This window comes from Salinibacter ruber DSM 13855, assembly GCF_000013045.1.
In the GTDB taxonomy this organism is placed as follows: Bacteria; Bacteroidota; Rhodothermia; order Rhodothermales; family Salinibacteraceae; genus Salinibacter; species Salinibacter ruber.
Map to the genome: position 1 here is coordinate 2425707 of NC_007677.1, position 13359 is coordinate 2439065.

The following is a 13359-nucleotide window of genomic DNA, read 5'->3' on the forward strand; positions in this document are numbered from 1 at the left end:
CGTCGACCTGGGCCCTGCGTCCTACGCGGTTCCCGTCGAGCCGAAGCCGCCGGGCCCCCGCACGGTCTCTTCGAGGGCCTCCCGGTGGACCCATTCCACGCGGGCGTGCCGGGCCACCACGAGCTGGGCGATGCGCATGCCGCGCTCAATCGTGAACGGCTCGGCGCCGTGGTTCACGAGCAGAACCTTGACCTCCCCGCGGTAGTCGGCGTCGATGGTGCCCGGACTGTTGAGGACGGTCACCCCGTGATCGTGAGCCAGCCCGCTCCGCGGCCGGACCTGGCCCTCGTGCCCCTCCGGCAGCGCAAGTTGCAGGCCCGTGTCCACGAGGGCGCGGGCGCCCGGATCCAGCACGACCGGGGCGTCCGCCGGCACCGCCGCCCGCAGGTCCATGCCCGCGCTCGCGGACGTCTCGTAGCTCGGAAGGGCGAGCCCCTCGGCGTGGGGCAGGCGCGTGATGGAAACGTCGATCATCGAAGCGTTCGGGATCGGAGTGAGAGTGCGAGAAGGGACGTGCGGCCCGCCCGCCGGTCCGTTATTCGATGTCGCCCATGAGCCGCTTCACGGGCGGCGCGGCAAGCATCGCGACCAGGCCGCCCCCGCCGATGATGAGGGCCACCGTCGTAAACAGCCCGGACGGGTCGAGCGTCTCCAGCTGCCCGGCGATGAGCCCGGCGAACAGGTTGCCGAGGGCCGTAGAGACGAACCAGACGCCCATCATCTGGCCCACGCGGTTCTCCGGCGCGAGCTTCGTCATTGACGACAGGCCCACCGGGGAGAGGGCCAGCTCGCCGCAGGTGTGCAGGAAGTAGGTGACCACCAGCCAGTGGGCGCCCACCGGATTCTCGGCGGTCGCCTGCGACGCGCCCCAGGCGATCACGAAGAAGCCCGCGGCCAGGCCCAGGAGGCCGAGCCCAAACTTGACGGGAATGGAGGGGTTGGCGTTGCGGTTGGCAAGCCACGTCCAGAACGACCCGAAGACCGGCGCGAGGAGGACGATGAACGTCGGGTTGATGTTTTGCAGCATGCTGGCCGGCATGGTCCATCCCCCCGCAATCTGGTAGGCCAGATAGCCGAGGAAGCCGACCACGAGGGCGCCGAGCAGGCTCACGCCCGCCCGTCCCACCCACCAGAGGTTCTCGCGCCGAAACATGCGGTAGCCGATGTACGCCGCCGGCAGGCCGATCAGGACGAGGGCCCCCATCAGGGCCGAGGTCTGCGAAAGCGCAAACGGCCCGAAGTCGCGGGCCGTGAGGTCCCGGGCGAACAGGTTGAGCGAGGAGCCCGCCTGTTCGAAGCCGGACCAGAAGAGGGCCGACAGGAGAAACAGCCAGTAGATGACGAGGTACCGCCGCCGCTTCAGCGACACGTCGTATTGCGGGGCTGCGAGGCGGGCAATGCTCACCAGCACGAAGAACACGACCGTTGCGCCCACCCCAATCTGGGACGCCAGCGCCGCCCCGTCCACGAACTGATTCGTGACGAGGCTGGCCACGACGAAGAAGGCGGTCATCGTCCCCACGCCCGCCCACTCGAGCGTGAGGTAGGCGAAGAAGAGGAGCGTGACGAGAATGATGCCAATTCCCACCGCCTCGGCCACCTGGGTGAGCGTGATGCTGATGACCCCGGACGTGGCCAGGAACCCAAACGCCACGATCAGGGCCGTCACCAGCGCCGTAAGGAGGTAGAAGGTGCGGCTCTTTTGTTGGACGGCCTCCTCGTCGTCGGCGTCGAGCAGCCCGGCCTCCCCCAGGTTGGGCGCGCCCAGCTTGTAGGAAATAAGCCCCACAAGCATGCCGAAGCCCGCCAGCGAGAAGCCCCAGTGCCAGCTGTAATTCTCGGCCAGCCACCCGCAGAGCGTAGGCCCTAGGATGGCCCCGAAGTTGATCCCCATGTAGAAGACCGAGAAGCCCGCGTCACGCCGGGCCCCGCCCTCCGGGTAGAGGTCCCCGACCATCGTGCTGATGTTGGGCTTCAGGAGGCCCGTGCCGATGACGATCAGAAACAGCCCGAGGTAGAAGAAGGACACGTCCGGGAGGCCAAAGGCCGGCATCGCCAGGCTGAAGTGCCCTGCGGCGATGATGCAGCCGCCAACGAAGACCGACCGCCGCTGGCCCCAGATGTTGTCCGCCACCCAGCCGCCGGGCAGGGCCAGCAGGTAGACGAACGCCGTGTACAGGCCGTAGACCGCCGTCGCCTTTTCGGTGCCAAAGCCGAGCCCCGGGTTCGTCGCCGCCGCGCCGGCCGGGGCCGTCATGAACAGGACGAGGAGCGCCCGCAGTCCGTAGTAGCTGAACCGCTCCCACAGCTCCGTAAAGAAGAGCGTGGCGAGGCCGCGCGGGTGCCCGAAGAAATCCCGCCGACCGGCCACGGCCGTGGCCTCTCCCCCCGACGGCGCCCGGGCGCCTCCATTCTGCATCGACTCGTCGGACGAGGGACCGCTGGCTGCCATTTGTGGCCTAGAAATCAATCGGAAAAACGCGTCGGGGGGCGAAAGGGGGTGTTCAACTGGACCGTTACAGGATCCGTACGAACGCTGGGAATATAGGAGACACCCGCTGCTCTGTCTAATTCTATGTCTAAATTCACGGTGAGGACGAACTGGGAATTGACTCTGCCGTTCGGGGTGGTAGTTTTAATGCACCCGCTCTTCCCTCCGTCCTTCACACCCGAACACCCGCGTCCACCATGGAACGCTCCTCCCGCGCCGATCTCATTTCGGAGGATTCCCATCCCGCCCGCACTCACACCTGCGGCGACCTCCGCGCCGAGGACAACGGCGAGGCAGTCGTCCTCAAAGGATGGGTCGACACCCGGCGCGACCACGGCGGGCTCGTGTTCGTGGACCTGCGCGACCGCTACGGGCTCACCCAGGTCGTCTTTTCGCCGCAGGACAACCAGACGGCCTACGAGGTGGCCGGACAGCTGCGCCGGGAGGACGTGATCAGCGTACAGGGAACCGTCCGCCCGCGGGGCGAGGAGGCCGTGAACCCCGACCTGCCGACCGGGGCCATCGAGGTCAGTGCCGACGACCTGGCGGTGCTCAACACGTCCGAGACGCCGCCCTTCGTCGTGAGTGCCCACGAGGAGCGGCAGATGAATACGAACGAGGACCTGCGGCTGGCGCACCGCTACCTGGACCTCCGACGGCCGGACCTGCAGGAGAACATCGAACTGCGCCACCGGCTCTACCAGACGACCCACCGCTACTTCGACGCCCACGACTTTCTGGAGGTGGAGACCCCGGTGCTCATGAAATCCACCCCGGAGGGCGCGCGCGACTTCCTCGTCCCCAGCCGCCTCCATCCGGGCCGCTTCTACGCGCTGCCGCAGTCGCCGCAGACCTACAAGCAACTGCTCATGGTGGGCGGGCTCGACCGCTACGTCCAGATCGTAAAGTGCTTCCGCGACGAGGACCTGCGGGCCGACCGCCAGCCAGAGTTTACGCAGATCGACGTGGAGATGACGTTTGCCACCGAGGAGCAGGTCTACGAGCTTACCGAGGGGCTCATGGCCGACCTCTGGGACACCCTGGAGGACACGACGCTGGAGACGCCCTTTCCGCGCATGACCTACGACGAGGCGCTGCGGACCTACGGCACCGACAAGCCGGACCTCCGCTTCGACCTGGAGCTGCACGACGTGAGCGACTGCTTCGCCGGCAGCGGCTTCCGCGTCTTCGACTCGATCGTGGACGACGGTGGACACATCGTGGCCCTCCGGGTGCCCGGCGAGGGCGACCGGGGGCGCGCCGCCATGGACCGGCTGGAGGACCACGTGACCGACGAGATCGGCGCCGCCGGGCTCATCTACTTCCAGCTGCCGTCCGACGGCTCCGGAATCGAGCAGAACCTGAGCAGCGACGCCCTGCCCCACGAGTACGGGCGGGCCGCCGCCGAGCAGGTGGGCGCCGAGGCGGGCGACTTGGTTCTCACGCTGGCCGGCCACTCGCCCACCGTGTTCGAACAGGCCGGCGCCCTGCGCCTCCACATGGGCGAGGAGCTCGGCCTGCGCCCGCCCGCCGACGAGGGCGACGACGCGTTCCTGTGGGTCACCGACTTTCCGCTGATGGAGTACGACGAGGAGGCCGGGCGCCCCGTCTCGATGCACCACCCCTTCACGGCGCCCCACCCGGACGACCTCGACCGCCTCGACGAGGACCCGACGCAGGTGCAAGCACGCGCCTACGATCTCGTCCTCAACGGCAACGAGATTGGCGGCGGCTCCATCCGCATCCACAACCACGAGACGCAGATGCAGGTCTTCGATGTCCTCGGGATCGACGAGGAGGAGGCGCAGGACCGATTCGGGTTTCTGCTCGACGCCCTCCGCTACGGCGCGCCGCCGCACGGGGGCATCGCACTCGGGCTCGACCGCCTCGTCATGCTGCTGGCCGGGGCCGATTCGCTCCGCGACGTCATCGCCTTCCCCAAGACCCAGAGCGGCAAGGAGCCAATGGTGAAGTCGCCCGACTGGGTGGACCCCGAGCAGCTGGAGACCCTCGCCCTCCGCCTCGACCTGCCCCCCGACGTGGAGCCGCCGGCCCGGATCGCCCAGCGCAAGCGCCTGGCGTCTTAGGTCCTGCCCCATGTCCGACTCGCTTTATCCCCCCTTGGACCTGCAGGCCCTCCGCTCGGCCGTCCACGAGCACCTTCACTGGGGGACGTGGGCGCGGTGCATCACGAACAACGGGATTACGATCGAGCGGCCCCGCACGACGGCCCATCCCGACCATCCGTCCATCGTCTACCCGGTCGACTATGGCTACGTGAACGGCACGCGGGGCGGCGACGGCGACGCGCTCGACGTGTTCGTGGGCCGCGGCACGACCGGCCTCGTCGGGGCCCTCCTCACAACCGACCACCAGCAGCGGGACCGGGAGGCGAAATTGCTCTACGACTGCACGCCCCCCGAGGTCTACACGGCCCACGGCTTCATCAACTACGACCGGACGCTGCTGGAGGGCGTGCTGGTGCTCCGCCAAGAGATGCGGACCCTCTGGGACGAGGGCGACGGACCGGCCCCACCCTCGGCGCAACGGCCGTAGGCGGGACGCACGTCTCTTTACGCCCGCCGAATCGTCACCGTGGCCCCGACCCGGTCGGCAAGCGCCCGGAGCTGGGACGGCGTGACGCCGATGTAGACCGTGTCGACGCCGGTGCACCCCGGGTGCGCGTCGGAGCGGATCCGGTTCGTCGAGCCGCCGGCATGGTCCGTCCCGCGGTGCCCATTGACCATCACGAGCGTGTCGACGGCGTCGTCCCCGTCCACCGCCCGGATGATCTCGGCGCGGGAGGCCTTCAGGGCCCGCGAGTAGATGTAGGCGGAGCCGCAGATGATGCCCCCGAATCGCTTGAGGCGGCCCGGCGGGCCCGACGACTGGTTTTCGGGCCCCTTTGCAGAGTCGTGGTGCATCCCGTCGTGCCTTCGCTGTGCCTATTTTCAACCCATTAGAAGCGGACGGAGCGAGCCCGGCGGTCGTTCCGCTAGTCTCGGTCCCGGCTGAGACGTCCAATTCACACCGGCTCCCGTGCCTTAAAACGCCAGCAGGTCCTCCACTTTCGGCCGCAGTCGCGCCGTCGCCGAGAAGATCTCGTCCTCCAGCGGCTTGGCGTTGGGCACCGGCAGGTCCTCGGCGGCCACCCGTGTGATGGGGGCGTCGAGGAGCTCAAAGCCGATCTCGCCCAGCTCCGCCGCCACCTCGGCCCCAAAGCCCGCGGTGCGCGACGCCTCGTGCAACACGAGCAGGCGGTTTGTTTTGTCGAGCGACTGACGGACGGTGTCGCGGTCCCACGGGACGAGCGTGCGCAGGTCCACCACCTCCAGCTCCACCCCGTTTGCTTCGGCCTGGTGTTCCGCCTCCGCCAGCGCCCAGTGCACCCCCACCCCATAGGTGACGATGGTCGCGTCGGTGCCCTCCCGCGCCACCCGTGCCTCCCCGAACGGCAGCGTGTATGCCTCCGTCGGCACCGCGCCGCGGACGGACCGGTAAAGCTTCTTGTGCTCGAAGAAGAGAACCGGGTTGGGGTCGGCCACGGCGGTGCGGAGGAGCCCCTTCGCGTCGCGGGGCGTGGCGGGGACGACCACCTTCAAGCCCGGCGTGTGGGTGAACCAGGCCTCCCGCGACTGCGAGTGGAACGGCCCAGCCCCGATGCCCCCGCCGAAGGGCGCACGGATCGTTACGTTGACCGGCTGTCCCCACCGGTAGTGCGTCGTCGCCAGGTTGTTGACGGTCTGGTTGAAGCCGCACGAGATGAAGTCGGCGTACTGCATCTCCACGACCGCCGGGAGGCCCTCGATGGACAGGCCCATCCCGGCCCCGAGGGCCCCATCCTCGATGATGGGCGTGTTGCGGACGCGCTTGCTGCCGAACTCGTCGACGAACCCGTCGGTCACCTTGAACGCCCCGCCGTACTCGGCAATGTCCTGCCCCATCACAATCACCTCGTCGTCGTCCCGCATCGCCGCCCGAAGACCATCCTGAATGGCGTCGATGAAGCGCGTCTCCTCCGTGTCCGCGTCGGGCGACGGCGGGTCCGGATCGGGCGACGGGGCAAAGACGGCGTCGCGCTCGGCCTCGGGGGTGCTGGTCACCGCCGGCCGGTCGAGGGCCCACTCCGCCAGCTCGTCGACCGCGGACTCGAGCTCGGCCCGGATGCTCTCCATCCGGTCGGCCCCGAGCAGCCCCTCCTCCCGCACCCGAGCGGCAAAGCGGTCGAGCGGGTCTTTTTCCTTCCACTCCTCGATGAGCTCGTCCGGGACGTACGCAGTGCCGGAGGCCTCCTCGTGGCCCCGCACGCGAAACGTCTTCATCTCCAGCAGCACCGGCCCCTCGGTCCGGGCGTGCGCCCGTGCCTCCCGAACCGCCTCGATGACGGCGAACACGTCGTTGCCGTCCACGATCATCCCCGGCATGTCGTAGCCGGCGGCCGCGTCGGCGATGTCGTCCGGGGCCACCGCCTCGTCGGTGGGCGTCGAGAGGCCGTAGCCGTTGTTCTCCACCAGGAAGAGGACCGGCAGGTCCCACACCGACGCCAGGTTGAGCGCCTCGTGGAAGTCGCCCTCGCGGGTGCCCCCGTCGCCACAGAACGCGCAGGCGACCCGGTCCGCCTCCCGAAACCGAACGGCCTGCCCCAGCCCGCACGCCACCGGCAGCATGGCGGCCATGTGCGAGATCATGCCCACGAGGTTTTTCGCCGGCAGCCCGAAGTGAAAGGTCCGGTCCCGGCCGTTCGTAAAGTCCCCCTTCTTCCCCATCAACTGGCAAAAGAGGCGCTCCCGGTCGACGTCGCGCGTGGTCCACACGCCGAGGTTGCGGTGCATCGGCAGGATGTAGTCGCGGTCGTCCAGCGCCCAGGCGGTGCCCGCGGCGACGGCCTCCTGACCGTACCCGCTAAACCATTTCGCGATGCGCCCCTGCCGGATGAGCGTCAGCATCTTTTCCTCGATGACACGGGGTTCGAGGAGCGCCCGGCAGAGCGCCTCGGCATCAAGGTCAGGGCCCGTATTGACAGATGACTCTGGAGAGGACATGTATCTCGTAGTTCGGAACGAAGACTGACGATGGACACTGCGAACAGAGGGCGGGCGAGACGAGGGCCGTTGGAAGCGTGCCCCCTCCGGCTCGCTTCTATTCCAGTCGGAAGGTGAAGGTGATCGTGCCGGTCTGGTTTTCCTGGGGCGCCCCCGGCGGCAGTGCGTTGAAGCGCCACTGTTGCAGGGCGTCCATGACGGCGGCCTCCAGTTCGGGATTGCCCTTGAGGAGGGGCACGCGCCGCACGATGCGCCCGTCCGGGTTGACGGTAATCCGAACCCGGATGCGGGCGTTCACCTTCTCGGCGTACTGGGGAAGGGGCGCCCGCTCGGGATCCCGGTCCAGCCCCTCAATGTCGTAGGGCGCAGCGGCCTCTTCCTGGGAGCCCGACCCCGGATCGCCCGATTCTTCGCCGGGCTCCTCGCTTGGCTCCTGCTGGTCGGCCTGCTGTTCGGTCTCGGGCTGGGCCTCGGCCTCCGGCACGGTCGTCTCCTCCTCGGTCGGCGGCACGGACTCCTCGCTCTGCTCCTCCTCCGGAAGGTTGACCGGCTCCGACTCGGGCTCCTCCGCCGTCTCGTCGGACTCGGCCTCCGGCTCGGGCGCCTCCTCCTGCGGCTCCGGCGTCGTCGTTTTCTCCACCTGCTCGGTGGCCTCCACCGGCTGCCCGGGCGAGAACTCGCCAAACTCCACCTCCACGTAGCCGAGCTGGGCCGGGCGGGGGCGCGACGCCGTCAGGAAGGCGAAGAGAAGGGCGAGCCCCCCGTGAAGGATGACGGTGGTGGCGACCCCGATCCAATCGCTACGGGACATGGGACGCGCGCAGTTGTGGAAGCAGGCGGGCGATCAGTGTTGTCGGTCGTAGAAACGTTGGACGGCCTCGGCCCGACAAAAGTTCGTCGCGTCGGCCCCTTGCCCCACCTCAGATCTCGTCAGCCGGCGTGGTCGAAGCGCGTCACGCCGTCGCGGACGAAGCGGCCCTCGTCGGGCACGTACCGCCGTTCCTCGACGGAGAAGGCCTCCGGCTCCACGGAGACGACGTTGTAGAAGTTGATTGGGCCCGTCGGTTCGCGCCAGCGATTGCTCGTCGCCGTGCCCGCGCTGGCAACGACGATGCGCGGGGTGCCCGGAATGATTTCGAGGGGCTGGATCGCAGAAATGTGGAGGTGCCCGCAGAGAATGAGGTCAATGCCCACCTCGCCCGCCACCGCGAGGGTCTGCTGGGCCTGCCGGGCCACGGGGTGCGGGCTGATGGGCCCGATGGCCGTGGGGTGGAGCTGGTGGTGCACCACGAGCACCTTGAAGCGGTCGTCCCCCGTCCCCGAGAAGAACGCACGCATGGCGGCCCGGTCGGCCGGACCGATGCGCCCCCCCTTGATCGACGGCCCGTACGCGGACGTGAGGCCGAGCGCGGCCACGCCGCCGGCCTCGAAGGTCGGGGCGAGGTCCTCCGTAATGAACTGCCTATAGCGCTCCAGGGGCGTCCGGAGTCGCTTTAGGGGGCGCCACCACGGATAAACGTCGTGGTTGCCCGCCACGACGAGGGTGGGCGGGCCCAGCGCGTCGAGCAGGTTTCGGGCCGCCCGGTACTCCGCCGGACGGGCCCGTTGTGTCAGGTCGCCGCTCACCGCGACGAGGTCGATGCCCGCCGCGTTGATCTCGTCCAGAAGCGCCTCCACCACTCCGGAGTCCGCAATGCGCCCGAAGTGAAGGTCGGAGATGTGAGCAATGGTCATAGCGCCGAACGCGGGCCTCGTAACCGTTCAACGCTACAGCAACAGGTTCATGGGTTCCTCCAGGTAGGACTTCACCGTGTCGAGGAAGTGGGCCCCCTTGGCCCCATCCACGACGCGGTGGTCGCAGGAGAGGGTCACCTTCATGCGCTTCCCCGGCACCACCTCGCCGTCCTCCACGACGGGCGTGTCGCGGATTTCGCCGATCGCCAGGATGGCCGAGTTGGGCGGGTTGATGATGGCCGTGAACTCCTCGATGCCGAACATCCCGAGGTTGCTCGTGGTGAAGGTCGCCCCTTCAAACTCCTCCGGCTCCAGGTCGCGGTCGCGGGCCCGCTCGGCCAAGGCCCGCGTCTCGCGGGCGAGCTCCGAGAGCCCCTTCCGGTCCGCGTCGCGAATGACGGGGGTGATCAGCCCCTCGTCGATGGCGACGGCAATGCCGATGTGCACGCGGTTGTGCTTGTGGATTTCGCCCTCGTCGGGGCGGTAGGCGGCGTTGACGTACGGGTGGTCGTGCAGCGAGAGGGCGCACGCCTTGGTGATGAAGTCGTTGAAGGAGATTTTCGCGCGGCCCTGCTCCTCCGCCAGATCATTGAGGTCCTCGCGCACCTCGATCGCGCGCTCCACGTCGATGTCGACCGTCAGGTAGTAGTGCGGGGCCGAGTACTTGCTCTCCGCGAGGCGCCGGGCGATGGTCTCCCGCATCTGCGTGATGCCTTCGGACTCGTACGCGGCCTCCTCGTCCGGCATCGCGTAGGACGGCGCCTCCGGGACGGACGGCTCGGGCTGGGGCGCCGGCTCCGGTTCGGTTGTCGGCTCCGGTTCGGGCGTCGATTCGGGCGCGGCCTCCTGCTTCTCGACATGGGTTTCCACGTCCCGACGCACGATGCGCCCCTCGGGCCCGGATCCGTCGACCTGCGCCAGTTCCACGTCGTGCTCCTGCGCAATGCGGCGGGCCAGAGGAGACGCCTTGATGCGGCGCCCCTCCGCGTCGGTCCCGGCGGGCACCGGCTCCGGCATCCGTTCGGACAACTGCCCGTCCCCGCTCGGCTCCGGCGCGGGCTCGGGCTCCACCTCCGGCTCGGCTGATGCATCCTCGGCATCGGCGTCCGAATCGACCTCGGCGTCCGGGTCGGCCTCGGGCTCCGCGGCCCCGTCCCCGCCGGCGTCATCCACGAGATCGGAGATGTCCTCCCCGGCCTCCCCAATCACGGCGATCAGCTCCCCGATGGGCACGGCGTCCCCCTCTCCGATCACTTGTTTGAGCAGCACCCCCTCGTCGAAGGCCTCCAGGTCCATCGTAGCCTTGTCCGTTTCCACCTGGGCCAGCACGTCGCCCGCCGACACCTCCTCGCCCTCGTCCACGAGCCAGGCGGAAAGCACCCCCTCCTCCATGGTGTCGCTCAACTTGGGCATTTCAATTGGAATCGCCATGGGTCAATGTCGAGTGTCAAAGTGTAGTACAAATGTCGAATGTAAAGGGGCACGGGCCCCAAAGGCCCGCGCCGAGCGCCGGGGCTTGCGGGGCGTTACTCGGCGTAGAGGACCCGGAGGCACTTGTCGACCGTCTCGTCGGCGCCCGGCATGTACTCGTCCATGAGGTTCGGCGCGTACGGGGCCGGGGTGTCCGGGGCCGTCACGCGCAGGATGGGCGCGTCGAGGTAGTCGAACGCACGGTCCTGCACCTGATGGGTAATCTCCGAGGCCACGCTGGTGAAGGGGGTGCTCTCGTCGATGACGACCAGCCGATTGGTCTTCACGACCGACTCCACGATCGTCTCGATGTCGAGCGGCTTGATGGTGCGCGGGTCGATCACTTCCGCCTCGTAGCCCTGCTCTTCGAGGGTCTCCGCGGCGTCCATCGCGATGTGGTAGCTCTTGCTGTGCGCCACGATCGTCACGTCATCGCCCTCCCGCGCCACGCGGGCCGAGCCGATCGGGATCGTGTAGTCGCTTTCCTCGCTCACCTCCCGCTTCATGCCGTACATGAGCTCACTCTCGAGAAAGACCACCGGGTCGTCGTCCCGGATGGCCGTCTTGAGCAGCCCCTTGCCGTCGTCCGGCACGGAGGGCGACACGACCTTGAGGCCGGGAATGTTCGAGTAGAGCGCCTCCGTGGAGTTGGAGTGGGTGGCCCCGAGCTGGCCGGCCGCCCCGTTGGGGCCGCGGAAGACAATCGGGACGTCGAACTGGCCGCCCGACATGTAGCGCATGTTGGGCGCGTTGTTGATGACCTGGTCGAAGGCCACGAACGAGAAGTTGAACGTCATGAACTCGACGATGGGCCGGAGCCCGTTCATCGCCGCCCCAATGCCGAGCCCCGCAAATCCGAGCTCACTAATCGGCGAGTCGATGACCCGGTCGGACCCGAAGTGATCGAGCATGCCCTTGCTTACCTTGTAGGCGCCGTCGTACTCGGCCACCTCCTCCCCAATGAGGAAGATGTCGTCGTCGCGCTCCATTTCCTCGGTCATTGCTTCCCGGAGCGCCGTGCGGAATTCCAGCGTAGCCATATTCAAGTGCGAGTTTCGAAGTGCAAATGTCGAATGGGGAAAGCGGAGAGTGGCGGGCCGTGGGACCGGCCCCAACACTCAGACGTTCACGGGACCTAGGCGATAAAGGGGTAGTCCTCCTGGGTGTAAATGTCGTCGTAGATGGCCTCTTCGTCCGGGAAGGACGCCTCGTTTGCCGCGTCGATGGCGTCTTTGACCCGCTCCTTCACCTCCTCGTCGATCGCCTCCATGTCGGCCTCGGTGGCCAGGCCCCGGTCGAGGATGTAGTCCTGGAGGCGGTTGATGGCATCTTGGCTCTGGCGCTGATCGAGCTCGCCTTCCCCCCGGTACTCGGCCGGGTCGGTGATGGAGTGGCCCTGGTAGCGATACGTGCGCACCTCCAGGAGCGACGGCTGATCGTTGCGGGCGTAGTTCTCCACGTGGTCCTGGACCGCCTTGTTGACGCTGAACACGTCCATGCCGCTGGCCAGGGACGCGGGAAAGTCGAAGTTGTAGCCGTGCTTGAAGAGGTCGGGCTTGCTGAAGGCACGGTCCACCGCCGTGCCCATCGCGTACTGGTTGTTCTCGCAGACAAAGACGATGGGCAGTTCGTAGATGCCGGCCAGGTTGCACGCCTCGCGGAACGCCCCCTGGTGCATCGCCCCGTCCCCGAAGAAGCAGAGGCACACGTTGTCCTCGCCCCGATACTTGTGGGCGAAGGCGAGGCCCGCGCCGAGCGGCAGGTGGGCGCCGACGATGGCGTGCCCGCCCATCATTTTCTTCTCGGCGTCGAAGAAGTGCATCGAGCCGCCCTTCCCCTTCGAGCAGCCCGTCTCTTTGCCAAACAGCTCCGCCATGCCCGCCTCGGGCGTGATGCCCATCGCCAGCCCCATGCCGTGGTCGCGGTAGGCGGTAATGACCGAGTCGTCCCCCAGCTCAATGGCGTTGACGCTGCCGGTCGAGACCGCCTCCTGCCCAATGTAGAGGTGCAGAAAGCCCGAGATCTTCTGGCGCTGGTACATCTGGCGGCACCGGTTCTCGAAGCGCCGCTGCAGCAGCATGTTGCGGAGCAGGTCGAGCACCTCATCGTCCGCAATGCCCAGCTCGTCGTGCCCGTACGTGTCGGCGGGATAGGTCTCGTAGGTAACCGTTTCTTCGAGCGGCCCCTCGGGAATGTCGATGGTCTGCCGGGTGGCCGCCCCGCCCGCAGACGAGTCGGCGTCGCCCTCCGAGAGCGGGCTCGGGCGCTTCTCGGTGGTTGCGGCGCCGGTGGAGGTGCCGTTGGCCCCTCCGGTGGTCGGGGCCCCCGTGCCCGCTCCCTCGAGGGCATTCTGGATGTCTTGGGCGTAGGCCGGGCCGATGCCGGACAGGTCTTCCAGCGACTCCACGTCTCGCAGGTCGGCGAGGCTCGTGACGCCGGCCTGCTTGAGTCGGGACGCGTGGGGGAACCCCTCCGGAAAGTCGGCTCCGCCGTTGAGGCTTCCATTCGAACCGGAACTGGAGTTTGGGGCCGAGGTGTCGTCAGCCATGACAAGCGGCGAGGTTGGGTGAGTAGAACCATGCGTCGGCGAGTGCCGGCCCCGTCAGTCAGGAGCAACACCGG

General features: G+C 68.0%; 11 protein-coding genes. 2 read left to right on the forward strand and 9 right to left on the reverse strand.

Annotation, left to right across the window (positions count from 1 at the left end):
- Positions 1-21: 21 nt before the first annotated feature.
- Positions 22-474 carry a dUTP diphosphatase gene (gene dut / locus SRU_RS10345; RefSeq protein ID WP_011404696.1) on the reverse strand — a complete coding sequence of 151 codons (453 nt, stop codon included), beginning with the start codon at positions 472-474 and terminating at the stop codon, positions 22-24.
- A 61-nt stretch (positions 475-535) separates the two neighbouring features.
- Complete coding sequence (locus SRU_RS10350; RefSeq protein WP_164923607.1) at positions 536-2452, reverse strand: peptide MFS transporter; 1917 nt, start codon at positions 2450-2452, stop codon at positions 536-538.
- Positions 2453-2688: 236 nt separating this feature from the next.
- Here SRU_RS10350 and aspS point away from each other — a divergent pair, with 236 nt between their 5' ends.
- Complete coding sequence (aspS, locus tag SRU_RS10355) at positions 2689-4578, forward strand: aspartate--tRNA ligase (protein WP_011404698.1); 1890 nt, start codon at positions 2689-2691, stop codon at positions 4576-4578.
- Positions 4579-4588: 10 nt separating this feature from the next.
- The gene (locus tag SRU_RS10360; RefSeq protein ID WP_011404699.1) at positions 4589-5047 is read left to right on the forward strand and encodes an inorganic diphosphatase; all 459 of its coding nucleotides are present in this window, start codon (positions 4589-4591) and stop codon (positions 5045-5047) included.
- 17 nt (positions 5048-5064) lie between these two features.
- Here SRU_RS10360 and SRU_RS10365 read toward each other — a convergent pair whose 3' ends face one another.
- The 7 genes from SRU_RS10365 to pdhA form a co-directional block, all read right to left on the reverse strand.
- Positions 5065-5415 carry a hypothetical protein gene (locus SRU_RS10365; RefSeq protein WP_011404700.1) on the reverse strand — a complete coding sequence of 117 codons (351 nt, stop codon included), beginning with the start codon at positions 5413-5415 and terminating at the stop codon, positions 5065-5067.
- Positions 5416-5535: 120 nt separating this feature from the next.
- Positions 5536-7533 carry an alpha-ketoacid dehydrogenase subunit alpha/beta gene (locus tag SRU_RS10370; RefSeq protein WP_164923608.1) on the reverse strand — a complete coding sequence of 666 codons (1998 nt, stop codon included), beginning with the start codon at positions 7531-7533 and terminating at the stop codon, positions 5536-5538.
- A gap of 97 nt (positions 7534-7630) precedes the next feature.
- On the reverse strand, positions 7631-8344 hold the full coding sequence (locus SRU_RS10375) for an energy transducer TonB family protein (protein ID WP_011404702.1): 714 nt from the start codon (positions 8342-8344) through the stop codon (positions 7631-7633).
- 119 nt (positions 8345-8463) lie between these two features.
- Complete coding sequence (locus SRU_RS10380) at positions 8464-9267, reverse strand: metallophosphoesterase family protein (RefSeq protein ID WP_011404703.1); 804 nt, start codon at positions 9265-9267, stop codon at positions 8464-8466.
- 33 nt (positions 9268-9300) lie between these two features.
- Positions 9301-10698, reverse strand: coding sequence for a pyruvate dehydrogenase complex dihydrolipoamide acetyltransferase (locus tag SRU_RS10385; RefSeq protein ID WP_011404704.1), 1398 nt, complete (start codon positions 10696-10698; stop codon positions 9301-9303).
- A 95-nt stretch (positions 10699-10793) separates the two neighbouring features.
- Positions 10794-11777: a pyruvate dehydrogenase complex E1 component subunit beta gene (locus tag SRU_RS10390; RefSeq protein WP_011404705.1), complete on the reverse strand. Its 984-nt coding sequence runs from the start codon at positions 11775-11777 to the stop codon at positions 10794-10796.
- A 95-nt stretch (positions 11778-11872) separates the two neighbouring features.
- Positions 11873-13285 (reverse strand): pyruvate dehydrogenase (acetyl-transferring) E1 component subunit alpha, encoded by a 1413-nt coding sequence (pdhA, locus tag SRU_RS10395; RefSeq protein WP_011404706.1) that lies wholly within the window; start codon positions 13283-13285, stop codon positions 11873-11875.
- Positions 13286-13359 lie beyond the last annotated feature (74 nt).

What these genes read in the sequence shown, in the direction of transcription:
- dut (WP_011404696.1), bottom strand. Translation starts at nt 474, where the DNA reads ATGATCGACGTTTCCATCACGCGCCTGCCCCACGCCGAGGGGCTCGCC.
- SRU_RS10350 (WP_164923607.1), bottom strand. Translation starts at nt 2,452, where the DNA reads ATGGCAGCCAGCGGTCCCTCGTCCGACGAGTCGATGCAGAATGGAGGC.
- aspS (WP_011404698.1), top strand. Translation starts at nt 2,689, where the DNA reads ATGGAACGCTCCTCCCGCGCCGATCTCATTTCGGAGGATTCCCATCCC.
- SRU_RS10360 (WP_011404699.1), top strand. Translation starts at nt 4,589, where the DNA reads ATGTCCGACTCGCTTTATCCCCCCTTGGACCTGCAGGCCCTCCGCTCG.
- SRU_RS10365 (WP_011404700.1), bottom strand. Translation starts at nt 5,415, where the DNA reads ATGCACCACGACTCTGCAAAGGGGCCCGAAAACCAGTCGTCGGGCCCG.
- SRU_RS10370 (WP_164923608.1), bottom strand. Translation starts at nt 7,533, where the DNA reads ATGTCCTCTCCAGAGTCATCTGTCAATACGGGCCCTGACCTTGATGCC.
- SRU_RS10375 (WP_011404702.1), bottom strand. Translation starts at nt 8,344, where the DNA reads ATGTCCCGTAGCGATTGGATCGGGGTCGCCACCACCGTCATCCTTCAC.
- SRU_RS10380 (WP_011404703.1), bottom strand. Translation starts at nt 9,267, where the DNA reads ATGACCATTGCTCACATCTCCGACCTTCACTTCGGGCGCATTGCGGAC.
- SRU_RS10385 (WP_011404704.1), bottom strand. Translation starts at nt 10,698, where the DNA reads ATGGCGATTCCAATTGAAATGCCCAAGTTGAGCGACACCATGGAGGAG.
- SRU_RS10390 (WP_011404705.1), bottom strand. Translation starts at nt 11,777, where the DNA reads ATGGCTACGCTGGAATTCCGCACGGCGCTCCGGGAAGCAATGACCGAG.
- pdhA (WP_011404706.1), bottom strand. Translation starts at nt 13,285, where the DNA reads ATGGCTGACGACACCTCGGCCCCAAACTCCAGTTCCGGTTCGAATGGA.